Consider the following 16,821-nt stretch of genomic DNA (forward strand, 5'->3'; position numbering starts at 1 on the left):
TTTTAACTTGAGTGAGGGGCTGATCATCCTGTCAGTACTCCCTCTATAATGCCTTTTATCGGACAAGGCATGCTCTGTAACTTGCAACATCACAAGTAATATATTTATATCTTTAAACGTATTCAGATAATAAACAGCCGCGGGCAATTCCTTGAGTCGTTTGATGAACCTAAACGACGTAAGCCCTACCTCTCTTACATCCTAACGGCTCCGAAGCCGATCCAGTGTGAATAAGTTGCATATCAAAACAGAATAGAATTACAGATTACCTGTTCTAGTCGTTTTAATTATGTCACAAGTTAACAATGATTAAATATAACACGTGAAATCCGGTTTGTCAACTTTATAATTCAAGCGTGTGCCGCGACCCTTCATCGTCATTCATCATTCGAATGGTCTCCGGAGTAACTTTCAACACAATGTAATTGGGGTCATCTTTGCCGTCAAACCACTTCTCCATATGATCATTCCACAGTTTTTCCTTATACTCCCGGGAATCTTCTATTGATGCCTTTCCCTGTATTTCTACGTAAGTATCCCCATATCCTTCACCTTCATACCCGAGAAGGATATGGACATTTGGATTATCATCGATTTCTTCTGTTTTATGGGTTTCTTTGCTTGTAGGTGTGAATAGTGTCAGGTCGTCATTGAAAAAAGTCATGTAGCGGGAATGCGGTTTGCTTCCTTTCACCGTCGAAAGCGTCCCCACCTTGCTTTCCTCAAGAACCTTCAATATTTGCTGTTTAAGTTCTGTTTGATTCATCCTTGCCATCTCCTTATTCTGGTATATCAATACTATTCCTTAACAAAAGTAGAAATAAACATATGGATGTGTAAAGTTGAAGCATGCTTGGGTATAAAGAAAATATAAGCCAAAGGTCCGTCCTAGTCTCCATTAACGCGTCACAGCGGCGAGGGACGGGCCTTTCAAGAAGAGGATGATGAATGTGCTGCCGAAGGATTTGGTTGAACGCTGCAAGAAAAGAATGGAGCCCTATCATTGCGAAGGATTTGTCTATGGCCGCGGTCCGAAGAATCCTGAAATCATGATTGTAGGAGAAGCGCCCGGGGAAACGGAAATTCATAATGGCATTCCGTTCAGCGGACGGGCCGGGAAGGTCTTGAATGAGTTTTTTGATTACCTGGGTGTTTCAAGGGAGGATATTTACTTTACGTCGACCGTGAGAAGCAGACCTTACAAAGTCGTTCCTAAAAAAGCGGGGCCGAATGGTGAAATCATCGAAAAGAAATACAATCGGGCACCGAATATGAAGGAGCAGATTGCTCACGCGCCAATCGTCGATTATGAAATTCAGCATGTTAACCCCAAGCAGATCGTAACCGTTGGGAACATTGGCCTGCAAAGGTTATTAGGTAAAAAATATACGATATCAGAAGTTCATGGAACGCTGATCCAAGCACCTGTCAGGCAGCTGAAGGATATGGAAACCAATGAATGGACGCTTAGTGAAAAGGAATACTCCATTTTTCCGACCTTTCATCCTGCGTCCATCTTTTATAACAGGTCGCTTCTTGAGAAAGTGTATGAAGATTTGGATGAGCTGAAGAAAATATTACAGAGTAAGAAATGAAGAAATGAAGAGAGGAGGTAGAGGATGGTTTTGGGAAGCTTGTATGGAATTTACCGGATTTTGATTGTTGGGGTTCTTGCTTATGTCTCACTGGTTGCAGTGTTGAGAATTTCCGGAAAAAGAACACTGTCAAAGATGAATGCGTACGACCTTGTCGTAACCGTATCGATCGGCGCCGTGCTGGCTCAGATTCTCCTGAACAAGAAAGTGCCATTGATAGAAGGATTGGCTGCCATTTCAGTATTAATCGCTTTGCAGTTTATCGGCACTTGGATGTCAGCCCGCTCTGAAACGTTCAGTTATCTGCTGAAATCTTCCCCGGCCTTGCTTTATTACGGAGATCACTTCAATGAGGACGTGCTGAAGAAGGAGCGGATTACGAAGAGGGAAGTCCTCCAAGCTGTACGTCAATCAGGTTATGGGTCTCTTAAAGAAGTGAACATGGTCGTTCTTGAAAGTGACGGTGGGTTTTCAGTTATCGGGAGAGCTTCACAAGTAGATCCTCATATGATGGAGCATGCATTTGGATATACGAAAGAAATGGACTGAAATCGCGATAAGGATTTCAGTCCATTTTAGTGTCTAGTTATTCATTCACTTCTTATTTAAATTTTCCTGCGCCATCCGCACTAATTCCTTGACCATATTCCCGCCCATCCTTCCGCCAATCTTACCGGCTTGTTCAGATGTCAGTTTCCCATTGTACCCTTTATCCAAAGGGATTCCCTGTTCCCTGGCGGCTTCAAATTTTGCTTCTTTTGGATCATTCACTCCGGAAACCCTGGCTTTCAGCTGATCCATTGCTTCACGGGCTTCTGGTACTAAAAGTTTTCGTCTCGACATATTTAATCCTCCTTTTCATCTTAGATTGCCCAAAAATTTTTTTTATACAGGCCGGGTCTTGTCGTATAAGGGTTTTTGGGTATAACGGCTTTTTCACGGATAAAAAAAGATTGTCTAATTTGTGTCAAATAAAATATAATTCTTAATAGTTAGATAATTTTAGGAGAAAAGGGGGAAACACTGTGGAAGAATTTGTAGGCAAATTGGTGGGCATTCTGTGGTCACCTGTCATGATTTACTTTTGTTTGGGTGTAGGTCTTTTATTTTCTATTTTAACAAGGTTTTTGCAGGTGCGTCTCATTAAGGACATGGTAGTACAGATGTTCAGGGGGAGCAGCTCAAAAGCAGGGGTATCCTCATTCCAGTCTCTTGCACTTTCGCTGTCCGGTCGTGTAGGAACGGGTAATATTGCTGGTACAGCAACTGCCATCGCGTTTGGAGGACCGGGTGCGGTATTCTGGATGTGGACAATCGCATTTATCGGTGCGAGCAGTGCCTTTATCGAATCGACACTAGCTCAGATTTACAAAGTAAAACAGGATGGTGAGTACCGCGGGGGACCGGCCTACTATATTGAAAAAGGGATCGGCTGGAAATGGTACGCGGTATTATTCTCGTTGGCCACTTTACTTGCAATCGGGGTTTTAATGCCGGGAATCCAATCGAATTCCATCGCGTTGGGACTTGAGAATGCATTCGGCCTCAGTACGACAGTAACTGGATTGGCGCTTGTTGTACTTCTTGCTGTGATCATCTTTGGAGGAGTCAAGCGAATTGCCATGGTAGCTGCTTATGTCGTTCCATTCATGGCGATTGCTTACATCCTTTTAGCTTTGGTGATCGTGGGTATGAATATCACTGAGATCCCTGCGGTAATCAAGCTTATATTCAGCAGTGCCTTTGGAGCAGATGCGGCATTTGGTGGAATTATCGGTAGTGCGATTGCATGGGGAGTAAAACGTGGAGTCTATTCAAATGAAGCCGGTCAGGGTACAGGACCACACCATGCAGCGGCTGCTGAAGTTTCCCACCCAGCCAAACAAGGCTTGGTGCAGGCATCTTCTGTTTATATTGATACGTTACTTGTATGTTCTGCAACGGCATTCATGATTCTATTCACAGGTGCCTACAATGTAGAAAAACCTGATGGGACACCAATTGTCACGAACTTGGAAGGCGTTGAAGCAGGTCCTGGCTATACGCAGGCTGCGATTGAATCCGTTCTCCCTGGTTTCGGTGCATCGTTTGTAGCGATTGCCTTATTCTTCTTTGCCTTTACAACAATCATGGCATACTACTACATGGCCGAAACAAATGTAGCGTATTTATTAAGAGGTAAAAATACAAAAGTAGCCATTACCCTGCTAAAATTCGTCCTGCTTGGTGTTACGTTCTATGGAGCTGTCAAAGAGGCAGCACTTGCCTGGGCGCTTGGGGATATCGGTCTTGGAATCATGGTATGGCTGAACTTGATCGCCATTCTGATCCTTGCGAAACCTGCGCTTCGTGCCCTGAAAGATTACGAGGAACAGAAGAAACAAGGTCTTGATCCAGTCTTTAACTCCACAAAACTTGGTATCAAAAACGCTGAGTATTGGGAACAGGAATATAAAGTGGATAAAGAAGAAAGTGCTTCTTAAATAAGAAAAAGAACCTGCTGCATGTTACATCATGCAGCAGGTTTTTTTGTTTTTATTTCTGATCGGTTTAGTAGGACAAAATCTTTGAGTCGCGAAAGAAGATTGATTATCATAGAAGTAAGTTACTGTCGACCGAAGGAGGATCCAAATGGATTTATATGAACCTTATCTTCAAAATGAACGTCAGCAGAAATTGCTTGAATTAGCGGGGAAGCTTGCAGATTCTTTTGCAAAACGTGCTGAACGATATGACCGGGAAGAGGCATTTCCTTTTGAAAATTACACTGATTTAAAGAAATCCGGTTATGTATCATTGAGCGTGCCCAAGGAGTATGGGGGAGAAGAAATCAGTTTGTATGAACTGGTGATGCTTCAGGAAAGGCTTGCCACAGGAGATGCGGCGACTTCACTATCGATCGGATGGCATTTGGGAGGTTTGATGGAACTTACTGAAAATCGTCCATGGAAGGAAGAAACATTCAAAACCCTCTGTGCCAAAATCGTTGAAGACCAGGCCCTGATTAACCGCGCGGCAACAGAACCGGCTACAGGAAGCCCGACACGCGGAGGTCTCCCTGAAACAAAAGCAGTGGAAACAGAAGAAGGATGGGTATTGACCGGACGTAAAACATTCACTTCAATGGCTAAAGCGTTGGATTATTCTTTAGTATCAGCCCGGATCGGGGATTCCGAAGAAAAGGGATTCTTTCTCGTAGACCATTCCCTGGAGGGAGTAACCATAGAAGAGACCTGGGATACAATTTCCATGAGAGGGACAGGGAGTGACGATCTTGTCCTTATTGATGTTTCTCTTCCTTCAACCGCCTTGGTCGAACGTGACAGCGGCAAAAAGGATGCCGGGGAGGGACTTCCAAAAGCCTGGCTCCTGCATATTCCCGCCTGCTATATAGGTGTGGCGATTGCCGCCAGGAATGAAGCCATCCGATTTGCGAAAGAGTATTCACCTAACAGCCTGCCTGGTCCCATAAAGGATGTGCCGGAGGTTCAAAGGAAAATCGGCGAAATCGAATTGGAGCTCTTTAAAGCAAGACAGATTCTATATTCAACCGCCGATCGGTGGGTGAAAGAACCGGATAAACGCGCAGCAATGGCAGCAGAACTGGCTTCTGTAAAGCATATCGTAACGAACAGTGCTTTTCAGATTGTGGATACTGCCATGAGAATTGTCGGCGCCAGAAGCCTGTTCAGGTCAAACCCGATGCAGCGTTATTACCGGGATGTGAGAGCCGGCCTCCATAATCCGCCGATGGATGACATGGTCATATCCATGCTTGCGGGTAGAGCATTAAATGGATAAGTAATACGAAGAAAAGGATCGCTAAGGAAGAAAGATTCCGAGCGATCCTTTTAAGTTTGCAATGTCTTTTCCAAGACGTTTTCATGTTGTTTTTCAAGTACGTGCAGTTCATTTAATTCTTCCAATAAATCATGGATGGACAGCAGTTCGTAAAGTAAAACGGTCTCGCAGGAAAAATGATGCCTGATCGATCGAAAAGGCTTGCTGTGCAGCTCATCGTGATCCTCCCAGAATTCCTGCAGGAGATCTTTCATCAGGATGAAATGCCCCTCCTGCATGTCGTAAGAAGGATGATGCATGATATTCTTAAGAGAATGAATAGCCTGAAGAATCTTGTCCTTCTCTTGCTGAGTGAAGGACTCATTCTGGACCGGTAGATAAATGAGATTTCCAATGTGAAAATGGATTTGCCGTAAGAGGTTGAGCTTCTTGAACTGATAATGATGGTTCCGCAGCTCTTTACGACTTGAGCGGTGGAGCTTCATTTCCTCTTTCTCATACTCGCAGAGGATATTCGTTTTATCAATTTCACGCGTAATGTCATTAAAAATCAGCTTGGTGTCACGATGCAAAGAGTGACCTTGGAGAATTTCATTCCCTCTTTTCTCTAATAAATTCCCGGTTTTCACGTACAAGTCATGGATATTCCGGCTGATCATCGGTGAATATTTCGGAGGCAAAATCCACAGATTCACCAAGGTAGAGACAATCAGCCCCAAACTGGTTGTGGCAAGTCTAGTAAAGAATGTTGCTATGTAATGATCATGAATCGTCGGGATCATCGCAATTCCTGTCAAAGTGGCAACAAGTATCCCGGCATCCAAACGCAGCTTATGACAGGTTATAATCGTTAAAATGGCAACGAGGGCATACGTTATCGCGTGATCTCCCAGTAAAGGAGAAATGATTACAGCAAATAAGGCACCGAGTGCGGATGCAGGAAAACGTATAAACGCTTTTTTGATTGAATCAGCTGCAGTAGGCTCAATTGTCACAATCGCCGTAATGACTGCAAACATTGCCGGCCAATTTAACAGTTCACAGACAAAAGCCGTCAGAAAAACCGCAATTCCGGTCTTCGCGATTCTTCCGCCCGCGAACCTGAATCTTTTAAGGAAATTCATCATCTACTACCCTTTCTGGAAAATATCTCTTCTATCCATTATATAGAAAAACATTCGGAAAAGAAAAAAGCTTTAAAAACCAAAAAAGAACTGCTCCCAATGAACAGTTCTTTAATATGAATTATCTAAGAGGTAACGGCCGCAATGAAACACGGATCGTCCGAGGCATTAAATTGTCATTTTGAGCCTCTTTTAAATACCTGAACATTTGTTTACCGGCAACAGAGTTTGCCGAATGAATCGTGATGGATTCAGCGAACAGTTGATGTTTAACCATGTAATGCACAAGCATGAGTCCATTTCTCGTTTTGCATTCCAAGTCATGATCCAATGAAAGGTGAGAGATAGAAAACCTCTTCAGCAGGTCGATACATTCATCGATGTCTTTCGCAAGAATGTAACCTTGGGGACAGTGTCGATAATCATCCAAAAACACATTTACTGTCATAATTATTCTACTTTCGTTGATTTGACTTACCTTCACCCTAACAGACTATTAGACATTCTTATATAGGTATAAAGAACTATCGAACGTATTATGTTATTGTACAAGTATGATAAATGACTTGTATATGAAGCTTGAAAAATCTGTTGAAGTTTCAGAAAAGACAAGGATTTCTGTAGAAGACATGCACCTTCAAGCTCCATTCCCTTTTATCTATTTTCCAGGAGATCCAAAAGGAGGTCGGGACGGTCGGTTATAATACCTTCTGCACCAGCTTTAATCAGTTGTTTCATCGTTTTTTGATCATTCACTGTCCAATAATGAACATGAAGGTTTAAGCGGTGAGCATCGTGAATGAGACGCGGATCCGTTAAGTCAACTCCACCTCTTTGCAGCGGCAGCTGAAATGCATGTACTTTTGGTTTGTAAAGATTCCTCAAGAAAAGCTTGTGCAGAATAACAAATTTTTTCACCTCTTGTGTTCCTCCCTGGACAGCTACACGACCTTCGGATTGTTTAAGAAAGCGATCGATGATGTCCTGATCGAAAGATGCAACAAGGACGCTATTCTCCATACCATATTCCTCAATCAGTTCCATCAATTTTTCGTTTATTTCATCCACTCTTTCACGAGGATTGTCATCTTTTATTTCAATATTTATTTTCATATGGGAGAAACGCTGAAACACTTCTTCAAGGGTAGGGATATAAACACCCTTCCCCCGATATGGATAATTCCCACCAGCATCCTGAAAACTATAGCCGGCGTCTAACCGCTGAAGTTCTTTTAACGTGTAATCAGCCACAAAGCCCTGTCCATCTGTAGTGGCATCAACCGTGGGGTCATGAATGGTCACCAGATGTCCGTCCCTGGTGATATGTATATCTGTTTCAATCACATCGACCCCGAGCTCTTCAGCATTTTGAAAGGCCTCTATTGTATTGCCTGGTGCAAGAAGCTTGCCGCCTTGGTGGGCGATCACAAGTGGTTTGTTATGTCCGCTTTCAAAAAACGGATGGGTTTGTATCTGATCTCGCGGAAGGAAGTAGGCAATGCAGAAGAAAATTCCGGTAAAAAGGATAAGTGATATCAAAAAGATTGGTTTGCTTCGCTTTGGTTGGGAGGGGCTGGGTATAAGGTGGGTCATAGTCAGTCATCCTTTATCAGAGTAGTTCGAGTGAATTCTTCTTCCTTAATGTTTATTATGCGAGGGGGCAGGACATGAATGGTTTTTCTTATTAATTTATTGGCTCTGTTAACCGGAGGGGATCCTTTTCGCTTCATTCCGCTTTTTGCGCGTTGAAAGGACACTCGACCTAAAACAGTCCAAATAGAATGAGAAAGTAAGGGAGAATTGTGACTATTTTAAGGATTTTTTCTTTTTGGAGTAAAATAATTACTTTAAAAAGAAATTTTTATTGTATTTAAGCGTAATATATATTACTCTATAAAGTAAGGAGGCGCTTTCATATGCAGGATAATTTATCATTGAATGTTTCATTGCTTCGCCGCCGGGTCCCTAATTTGACAACTGCCGCAAAAGCAGTAGGCCTGAGACCCGCAACAGTTTCAAATCTTTGTACCGGTAAGATATCGGTCGGACGCGCAGAAGTGAGAACCTTGGTTACTTTGGCCAATCTCGCCAATTGTTCACTGGATGAATTAATTATTCAAGGAGGGAAATTAAGTATGATTGAAACGGGAATTAAATCGATTGATTTGTTTGCTCCAATTGTGAAAGGCGGTATCAACGGGTTTGTTGCAAGAGCTCAAGTCGGCCAATTAGTCGTATTGGCGGAAATCACTCAAAACTTAAAAGAAAAGGGTTTCGAAACCATCTTGCTCACACCTGATCAGGAATACATGGGGCTCAGTGACCTTGAAGGGTTTGTGGACGCGAAGGTGCATTCAATAGAGGATGCATTCGCTGAAGTTTCTTTAAGAGACGAGAAAGAGAAGGTCATTTTACAGGTGGACCGCTCATTTGTGGTTTCCGGAGCTCTCTATGAAATGAGAGAACGGTTTGAAGCGGAGGGCTACCCGGATATAACCACGATATTATTTGATCCAAGCGGAACTGCAGTAGATGAAGACGATCCTTATGGACCTCTGGATACGATGTGTTATTTCGATATCGACCTGGCGAGCCGCGGCATCTATCCCGCAATCCATCCGGTTCAATCCACCTCTTTATTAGTGGAGGAAGAAAGTCTGGAAGATCGCCATACTTCTGCAAATCGAAAGGCGAAAAAACTGTTAAGACGCTATAAAGAGATCCGGGTTCTATTAAACTCTCTTGGTAAAGATAAGATACCGGAAGCGGATCTTGAGCTTTACACCATTGGGGAAAGACTGGAAGCGTATCTAAGTCAGCCATTTCATGTTGCAGAAGAATTCACACGCATCAAAGGGGAACAGGTTTCTGTGCAGGACAGCATTAAAGATATCGAAAAAATTCTTTCAGGGGACTACAACCACCTCAAACCAGTAGAATTAAAATTTAAAGGAAAAGTAAGCTAAGAACTTAACAAGGGGGCTATTCTAATTGGTGCGACAGATAAAGAATAGTCCCTGTTCAAACACCTTATAAAGGTGTTTTTTTATCGTTTGTAAATAGGAGCAATCTCCTAGGGAAACGACTTTTTCATTTAAATGTCGACAAATAGAGGATTACCATAAGTACACGTCGTATGAGTATAGTACTGATACCAAATTTTATTCTGGGAGTTTAATCAATGATTATTGAGAAATTATTACTGCATGTGTTGATTATTATAGCTCCAATATTGATTCAGACGTCTTTATTAGAACAACATCGACTAGGGAAGTCACCTGTATTTATAGGGATTCTGCATGGTATTGCAGCTTTTACTTGTATGATTTTTGCCTATGAAAGCTTTGGTTTATTTTGGGATTTCCGCTATATTCCCTTGGTTTTATCAATGCTTTATGGCGGCAGGAAATCAGGCCTGATCGTCATTCTGTTTATATTAGCAGCAAGGATTGTAAATGGCGGGGATGCCCTCTTGTTTGGCTTTGTCAGTGTATTCTTAGCCGGAATCCTGCCTTTTTTCATATCAAATAAATTCTGGACGTATCCCCCGAAGAAAAGAATAACATTTGCTGTGCTCCTTGGATTTTGGCCAGCCTTTGTTATGCTTGTAATCCTAATTACATTTGCACTCATCCGAGGGGTTCAGATGGCGGGGAATACTGAAATGTTAACCTATGTCCTGATTTTCGGCGGGATTCAAGTCTTGGGAGTGGGACTGGCCGCACGACTGAATGAATGGATGATCGAAAAAAGTATCATGAGAGAAGAAATCATAAAATCAGAAAAGCTTAATACGATTGGAGAATTGGCTGCATCGATTGCCCATGAAGTGAGAAATCCATTAACAGTCGTGAAAGGATTCCTTCAGTTAATGAAAAAACAGGTAAAAGGCGATCACCATGAGTACCTGACCATCGTGCTTGGTGAACTGGGAAGGGCGGAAGAAATCATCAATGATTATCTCAATTTTGCCAAACCTGAATTTGAAAAAGTGGAAAAGGTTAATATACGTGAAGTGTTAGCTGATGTTACCATGTTGATGAATGCTTATGCGCTAAAAGAAGGAGTCTTCCTTGAAGGGAAATTTAAAGAAAATGGATTTATACATACCGATCGAAACAAGCTCAAGCAAGCGTTTGTAAACGTCATAAAAAACGCGATTGAAGCAACACCGGCTCAGGGCAGGGTCAGTGTGAATCTGGAAGTGAAGAGCGATCAAGGAATCATTACCATACAAGACACGGGTAAAGGGATGACCAAAGATGAACTCTCCCGTATAGGAACCCTTTTTTATACCACGAAAGCGCGGGGGACGGGTCTCGGGACAAGTGTGTTCAAAAGAATCATCGAAGCATTGGACGGAGAAGTGCACTACAAGAGTGAAGTCAATAAAGGTACTTGCGTCACCATTCATTTGCCGGTAGAGAAAGAAGAAGCGGGAGAAGAATTACAAGAGAATGTGATTTAGGGGGAAAACACTTAGAAGGGCTAAGTGTTTTTTGTATTTTGTGATGAAAATGGGCAGATTTCTAATTGATTTCCGGCAGGAGAAGCATCTGGGGCCGCCTTGATCACTGAATCGGGAGAGAATCTATGAGTTTTGAGCAGTAATCTATGACATTTGACAGTTAATCTATCATTTTTTAACTATAATCTATGAGTTTCACCAATAATCTCTCGAGAATGAAGAATAATCTATTGTTTTTCCTTTTTTACCCAATCTATTCGTGGTGAATCACTCATTATTAACCGGTTAATTCTCAGCTGCAGGCTTTCGTCAGATATCCATCCAACGCCCCACACCCAGTGGGCGGACACAGGAGTACCTTATCAAAAGTTATTAATTACTCCATTTACCGTACATATGTTCCATGATAGGATAGAAGAAATGAATGATGAATCCGAGGGTGCAGGCGACGATGACAGTTCCGATGCCGACTGCTCCATGTACGACCATGGCAAGTGTGATGGCGATTGCTTCGTTGAGCAGGCGTGCATTGCGAAGGTTGAGGCCAAAGCGCTGGTGAATCGCGATCATGAACGTATCCATCGGGCTGGAAGGAAGCTTTGCCTGCATGTAGATGGCGATGCCAATGCCGAGAATCATTATCCCGGCGATGACAAAAGAAAGCTGCTGGATGAAACTTGAAGGCTCGAGGTGTAAAAGGCCAGTTTTAATCCAAAAGTCCACCATCATTCCGATGATGAATATGGACAGGGCAGCGAGCCATTGAATCCGTTCTCTCAGTAACAGAGCGTTGATGATGATGAGTATGCAGCCATTCAGAAAGATGCATGTCCCGATACTGAGATGAAATAAGTAAGACTCCCCTACGGCCAGTGCATCCCATGGAGCTGCTCCCAGGTTTCCTTTAATGATGAGAGAGACACCGAAAGAAAGACAAATGAGTCCGATGCAGTAAAAGGCGAATCTTACTTTCATTCTATTATCCTCCGTTCGATTCAAAAATTAGTCTACTATCAACAATATGAGTTGTCCCAATAACTTAGAAGTATTTTTTTAATGAAGGCCGAGGTGAGACGTTGTGGAAAAAGTGAAGGTGTCCGTCAGGGAACTGGTGGAATTCGTTTATAAAGAAGGCAGCATCGACTTGAAATTCCAAGCCCGTTCTTCGATGACAATCGGAACGAGGCTGCATCAGCTGTTGCAAAAAGGATATAAAGATGGAGATGAAAAAGAGGTCTATCTAAAGGGTGAGATCGTATCCGACGAAATCACTTTCGTCTTGGAAGGCCGCTGCGACGGCATTTTACATGATGAAGAAAAAACAAGGATCGATGAAATCAAATCCACTGCGAAAAACCTGTCTGATATAGAAAATGGTTCGCGTGTACACTGGGCTCAGGCGGAGTGCTACGCTTACCTGCTGGCCCAAGAAAGAAGACTGGACTTCATCGATGTACAGCTGACGTATATTCAAATCGATACTGAGCAAGTAAAGATCCTGGAAAGAACGTATTCCATCACAGACCTCGAAGACATCGTCCGAAGTACACTTACTGCTTTTACGCCATTTGCAAAAGTGATCGTTAAAAATCGAAAAAAATTCCGGGACAGCATCTCTGAGGCTTCATTCCCGTACCCGACATTCAGAAAAGGACAAAAGCAGCTTGCCGGAGCGGTTTATAAGACAATCACCGAAGAAAAATCACTTTATGCGAATGCCCCGACTGGCACAGGAAAGACGATATCCACACTTTTTCCTGCAGTGAAAGGAATGAGTGGTCAAGGACCGGAGAAGTGGTTCTACTTAACGGCAAAAACGATCACGCGAACGGTGGCTGAAGAGGCATTGTTATTGCTTGAAGAACAAGGGCTGCATCAAACCTCGGTGACGATCACGGCAAAAGATAAAATCTGTTTCAAAGAAGAAACCAAATGCCAAAAAGAATATTGTGAATTTGCAGATGGCTATTACGACCGAATTAACGGGGCTCTTATCGATATCCTCAGTCACGAAACGGTTATGAGCCGCGAGGTTATCGAGCAATACGCACTGGACCATAAGGTTTGTCCCTTCGAATTTTCGATTGACCTCTCCTATTTAGTCGACGGAGTGATCTGCGATTATAATTATGTCTTTGATCCAAAAGTATCCTTGAAGAGATTAGGGGAGGAGAGCAAGAAAAAGACTGTGCTTTTGATTGATGAATCGCATAATCTGGTGAACAGGGGAAGGGAGATGTTTTCGGCTTCTTTAACCAAATCCTCTTTCCTGGAAGTGAAGCAGCTTCATCATGAACATGAAGCTCTAAAGAAGAGCATTAATACTGTAAACAAGCATTTTCTTTCTATCAAAAAAGAAATGAAAAATGAGGGAGAATGGAAAGCAGAAAAAGACCAGGAGCTTACGGCAGAAATCGAAGCTTTTGTGGAAACCGCAGAGAAATGTTTAGGGGAGCAGGGGAAAGAGTGGTCACAGAGCTTCCTGCAATTATACTTTGATTCCCTTCATTTTGTCAGGATATCCAGGCTTTACTCAGACGAACACCGCTTTGTCCTTGATTCGTCTGGAAAAGACCTGACGGTGAAACTCTTTTGCATCGATCCTTCCAGATTGATAGCAGGTGTAACAAAGCCCTATCATTCCTCCATTTTCTTTTCAGCTACCCTTTATCCATTTTCTTATTATTATCAGCAGCTGGGAGGCAGTGAACAGGATTATCGATTCCTGATCCCTTCACCTTTTGAAAAGGAACAATGGAAGGTGGAAGTCCATCCGATTTCGACTCGATACAAGGACAGAGAACGGACATTACCGCGAATCGTTCAATCGATTGCGGATGTTTTTTCAAATAATAGAGGTCATTTCCTAGTGTTCTTTTCATCGTATGCTTATATGAGGGAAGCGTATGAGAAATTAAAGGAACATTCACTGGAGGCCGATTACCTCATACAGGAAGCAAATATGGGCGAAGAAGAAAGAGAAGCATTTCTTCAACGCTTTCAGACCCATTCGGAAAAACGTGTGATTGGACTGGCCGTGCTGGGAGGGATTTTCTCTGAAGGGATCGATTTGAAAGGGGATCGATTGAATGGCGTGGTCATTGTCGGTGTGGGGTTGCCTCAACCGGGAATGGAGCAGGACATGATGAAAGAATACTATGAAGAGAACGGTAAGAATGGGTTTGATTATGTTTATGTATATCCTGGTCTAAACAAAGTGTTTCAATCAGCGGGAAGGCTGATCCGCTCAGAAGGAGATACAGGTGTTTTAAGGTTGATTGATGACCGTTATGTAACCCCGAAATATAGTAGGCTGCTGCCTGATGAATGGACGCCGTATAAAGTCATAAGATAACTCGAAATAAAAAAAGACCGCTCCGGGGCGGTCTTTTTTAAATTAGCTGAAAGAAGGGTCTTTTAAAAGACGGTCGAATTCTTCAAGGTGATGCGTTTCATCTGCAATCATATCCTCAAGCTTGATGACAAGCTCAGTCAATCCTAATTCTTCAGCCTGTTCTTTACGTTTTTTATAGCGTTCGATTGTATCTGCTTCCGCTCTGCGGCCTTCTTCAAGCATTTCCTTTACATCATCCGTCTGCTTGACTGGGGCTGGAGTCGTTGTTGGATCTCCTCCAAGAGTCTTTATTTTTTCTGCTAAGTATAAAGCGTGTCCCTGCTCATCAGGAATTTCCTCTTCGAAGAAAGGCTTTAATATTTGGCGGTATAAACCGCTGACTACTGCAGCGTAGTTAGTATACAGAATGACTGCTGCATATTCATTTGCTAAATCTTCATTTAAACCATCGATTAATTCTTTTTTCTTTGCATCCATTAAGTTACCACCCTTTTGTTTATTGATTATATAGACTATTTACCCGCGTGAGTTGGCAAGTAAACATATCCAATTTGATTTGAATCACTCTTCGTTATTTTGTCTCGAATGAGCGTTTCTAAACATGTTTTTATCATGCTTAGGCCAGCCTGCTATCACCGCTGTTGATTTCCGTGCAAGACTACGCTTTCCGCGGTGGGTTGGTGAGCCTCTGTTATTCCTAGGAAGGACTTGTCCAGTAGAGGCACATGTCATAAGCCAAACCGACCAATAAGGCAAAAAACGCCTTCGTGGCCGATTCGTCTTATGCCACACGCCTCTGGGCAAAGCCCCTCCGCTTTTCCGTTAGGAGTCTTCGTCTTGCACTCCAATCAACAGCTGGAACCGGTGAAAGCCGAATTAACAGTGTCCGTTAATTCGACATCCTAGAGCTAGAGGGCAAACTTAAAAACTTAATAAGTTTGATGAATATCTTTTTCGCGGAAGGAAAATCCTAATGTTAGAAATATGAAAGCGGAGGCGGGTGGCCGCCGGAGCTTGATAAAAATTGGAGGTATACAGATATGGCAAGAAGAATTGGTGTAGAAGAATCTTTACAAAATGTTGTGCAGGCCTTACGTGAAAAAGGGCATGATGTTGTAGAACTTAAACAGGAATCAGATGCTCAAGGCTGTGACTGCTGCGTTGTAACAGGGATCGACTCTAACGTGATGGGCATCCAGAACGCAGCAACACAAGGGTCTGTTATTGAAGCAAGCGGACTAAGCGCTGACGAAGTATGTCAGCAAGTTGAAAGCAGACTTCAATAGTTCAACGAATAATGACTATTCCAACAACAAGCAGGACCGCCGATCGGCGGTCCTGTTTTTCATTAGGATTTGTAAGAGAATTTATCCAATATGAGCCAAGGGCTGATTCCGTATATGCTCCTTCAAGAGGTCAGGGGCAGTTAAGTACAGGAGGCCGTTGCCTTCCAGTGTTTTTGGGAAGTTTAACGGTACTGTCCGTTTTATGAGCTGGGCATATAATTCTGGTTCAGATAAGTTTCGGGCAAAGGATGCCTGCTCAAACTCTTTGATAAGAGCCAGGGCACCTGACACGTGTGGTGCTGCCATCGATGTACCGCTCAGCTTGGCGAATTTGTCTCCAGGGATCGTTGATAATATTTTTTCGCCTGGTGCGACCAAGTCTACTTCATTATTAGAATTGGTAAAGTAGGAAGAATTTCTTTGAAGGTCAATCGAACCGACTGAGATGACTTCATTATAAGAGGCAGGATAAGAGAATTCGTCTGTAGAGCTGTTGGAATCTCCTTCATTTCCAGCTGCACAAACGACTAAAATGTTGGCAGCGACAGCGCGTTGGATCACTTCATGCAAAGGTTCATAGTCGGTCGGCCCTCCAAGTGACATGGAGATGATATCAGCACCCTGGTCGATTGCATACTGGATTCCGTTTACAATCCAGTCATACTTCCCGCTGCCACGGCTTCCCGCCAGCACTTTAATGACAAGCAGTTCAGCGAGCGGAGCGACGCCGATCACGCCCTGTCCATTTTCACTCGCAGCGATTGTACCTGCTACATGCGTTCCGTGACCACTATAGTCTGTCACATTATCTTCTGCACCTTCGTCATCATCCGTGAAATTCCGCCAGCCTTTTACTTTTCCTTTCAGGTCAGGATGGTTTACATCACAACCTGTATCAAGAACCGCAACCGTTATTCCATTTCCTTTATAACCATTTTTCCATAGGCTTGGAGCTTGGATTAAATCGATGCCTTTAGGAATTTCATTCGTATCAGCCACCATTTCATCCATGAAATATGGAATTAACCTGATTTCACTTTGCATAGCAATCCCTCCTGAAAATGGTATTTTACGTTGAGGAAAAATCTGAAGTTTCAGAAAATATAACATTTTTCGGACGAGATTTCCAGTGTATTTTGTAATAGGAAAATAAAGCCACTTATTTTAGGGCAGTATGTGTGGTTAACAGAGC

16 protein-coding genes are annotated in these 16,821 nt (G+C 42.9%); 8 read left to right on the forward strand and 8 right to left on the reverse strand.

All coding sequences use genetic code 11. From position 1 onward, the window contains the following. Positions 1 to 343: 343 nt before the first annotated feature. A complete protein-coding gene (locus ACXAFV_RS09780; RefSeq protein ID WP_475126153.1) occupies positions 344 to 766 on the reverse strand; it encodes a pyridoxamine 5'-phosphate oxidase family protein in 423 nt (140 codons plus the stop codon). A 223-nt stretch (positions 767 to 989) separates the two neighbouring features. On the opposite strand from ACXAFV_RS09780, the gene ACXAFV_RS09785 reads away from it, so the two are divergent. Continuing rightward, on the forward strand, positions 990 to 1,595 hold the full coding sequence (locus ACXAFV_RS09785; protein WP_475126917.1) for a uracil-DNA glycosylase: 606 nt from the start codon (positions 990 to 992) through the stop codon (positions 1,593 to 1,595). A 24-nt stretch (positions 1,596 to 1,619) separates the two neighbouring features. Next, positions 1,620 to 2,144: a DUF421 domain-containing protein gene (locus ACXAFV_RS09790; RefSeq protein WP_475126154.1), complete on the forward strand. Its 525-nt coding sequence runs from the start codon at positions 1,620 to 1,622 to the stop codon at positions 2,142 to 2,144. Between the two features lie 45 nt (positions 2,145 to 2,189). On the opposite strand, the gene ACXAFV_RS09795 is transcribed toward ACXAFV_RS09790, so the two are convergent. Further along, positions 2,190 to 2,438: an alpha/beta-type small acid-soluble spore protein gene (locus ACXAFV_RS09795; RefSeq protein WP_446245148.1), complete on the reverse strand. Its 249-nt coding sequence runs from the start codon at positions 2,436 to 2,438 to the stop codon at positions 2,190 to 2,192. A 182-nt stretch (positions 2,439 to 2,620) separates the two neighbouring features. On the opposite strand from ACXAFV_RS09795, the gene ACXAFV_RS09800 reads away from it, so the two are divergent. Beyond that, positions 2,621 to 4,078 carry an alanine/glycine:cation symporter family protein gene (locus tag ACXAFV_RS09800; RefSeq protein ID WP_475126155.1) on the forward strand — a complete coding sequence of 486 codons (1,458 nt, stop codon included), beginning with the start codon at positions 2,621 to 2,623 and terminating at the stop codon, positions 4,076 to 4,078. A 148-nt stretch (positions 4,079 to 4,226) separates the two neighbouring features. Then, positions 4,227 to 5,396 carry an acyl-CoA dehydrogenase family protein gene (locus ACXAFV_RS09805; RefSeq protein ID WP_475126156.1) on the forward strand — a complete coding sequence of 390 codons (1,170 nt, stop codon included), beginning with the start codon at positions 4,227 to 4,229 and terminating at the stop codon, positions 5,394 to 5,396. Between the two features lie 50 nt (positions 5,397 to 5,446). Here the strand turns inward: ACXAFV_RS09805 and ACXAFV_RS09810 are convergent, their stop codons facing one another. From ACXAFV_RS09810 to ACXAFV_RS09820, 3 genes are all read right to left on the reverse strand, one after another. Continuing rightward, complete coding sequence (locus ACXAFV_RS09810; RefSeq protein WP_475126157.1) at positions 5,447 to 6,520, reverse strand: aromatic acid exporter family protein; 1,074 nt, start codon at positions 6,518 to 6,520, stop codon at positions 5,447 to 5,449. A 121-nt stretch (positions 6,521 to 6,641) separates the two neighbouring features. After that, positions 6,642 to 6,968 (reverse strand): cyclic-phosphate processing receiver domain-containing protein, encoded by a 327-nt coding sequence (locus tag ACXAFV_RS09815; RefSeq protein WP_175986703.1) that lies wholly within the window; start codon positions 6,966 to 6,968, stop codon positions 6,642 to 6,644. A 206-nt stretch (positions 6,969 to 7,174) separates the two neighbouring features. Next, positions 7,175 to 8,113, reverse strand: a complete 939-nt coding sequence (locus tag ACXAFV_RS09820; protein WP_475126158.1) for a glycerophosphodiester phosphodiesterase family protein — start codon at positions 8,111 to 8,113, stop codon at positions 7,175 to 7,177. A gap of 323 nt (positions 8,114 to 8,436) precedes the next feature. Here ACXAFV_RS09820 and ACXAFV_RS09825 point away from each other — a divergent pair, with 323 nt between their 5' ends. Both ACXAFV_RS09825 and ACXAFV_RS09830 read left to right on the forward strand, forming a co-directional pair. Beyond that, positions 8,437 to 9,486, forward strand: coding sequence for a P-loop NTPase family protein (locus tag ACXAFV_RS09825; RefSeq protein ID WP_475126159.1), 1,050 nt, complete (start codon positions 8,437 to 8,439; stop codon positions 9,484 to 9,486). A 215-nt stretch (positions 9,487 to 9,701) separates the two neighbouring features. After that, positions 9,702 to 10,988 (forward strand): ATP-binding protein, encoded by a 1,287-nt coding sequence (locus ACXAFV_RS09830; protein WP_475126160.1) that lies wholly within the window; start codon positions 9,702 to 9,704, stop codon positions 10,986 to 10,988. 372 nt (positions 10,989 to 11,360) lie between these two features. Here the strand turns inward: ACXAFV_RS09830 and ACXAFV_RS09835 are convergent, their stop codons facing one another. Next, positions 11,361 to 11,963 carry a YczE/YyaS/YitT family protein gene (locus ACXAFV_RS09835; protein ID WP_475126161.1) on the reverse strand — a complete coding sequence of 201 codons (603 nt, stop codon included), beginning with the start codon at positions 11,961 to 11,963 and terminating at the stop codon, positions 11,361 to 11,363. A gap of 103 nt (positions 11,964 to 12,066) precedes the next feature. On the opposite strand from ACXAFV_RS09835, the gene ACXAFV_RS09840 reads away from it, so the two are divergent. After that, a complete protein-coding gene (locus tag ACXAFV_RS09840) occupies positions 12,067 to 14,343 on the forward strand; it encodes a helicase C-terminal domain-containing protein (RefSeq protein ID WP_475126163.1) in 2,277 nt (758 codons plus the stop codon). 42 nt (positions 14,344 to 14,385) lie between these two features. Here the strand turns inward: ACXAFV_RS09840 and ACXAFV_RS09845 are convergent, their stop codons facing one another. Next, positions 14,386 to 14,820, reverse strand: a complete 435-nt coding sequence (locus ACXAFV_RS09845) for a ferritin-like domain-containing protein (protein ID WP_475126164.1) — start codon at positions 14,818 to 14,820, stop codon at positions 14,386 to 14,388. Between the two features lie 563 nt (positions 14,821 to 15,383). On the opposite strand from ACXAFV_RS09845, the gene ACXAFV_RS09850 reads away from it, so the two are divergent. Beyond that, complete coding sequence (locus ACXAFV_RS09850; protein WP_175986715.1) at positions 15,384 to 15,629, forward strand: YkuS family protein; 246 nt, start codon at positions 15,384 to 15,386, stop codon at positions 15,627 to 15,629. Positions 15,630 to 15,710: 81 nt separating this feature from the next. Here the strand turns inward: ACXAFV_RS09850 and ACXAFV_RS09855 are convergent, their stop codons facing one another. Next, a complete protein-coding gene (locus tag ACXAFV_RS09855; protein WP_475126166.1) occupies positions 15,711 to 16,673 on the reverse strand; it encodes a S8 family peptidase in 963 nt (320 codons plus the stop codon). Between the last annotated feature and the right edge of the window lie 148 nt (positions 16,674 to 16,821).

It is taken from the genome of Rossellomorea sp. ABR4_012, from assembly GCF_056159545.1.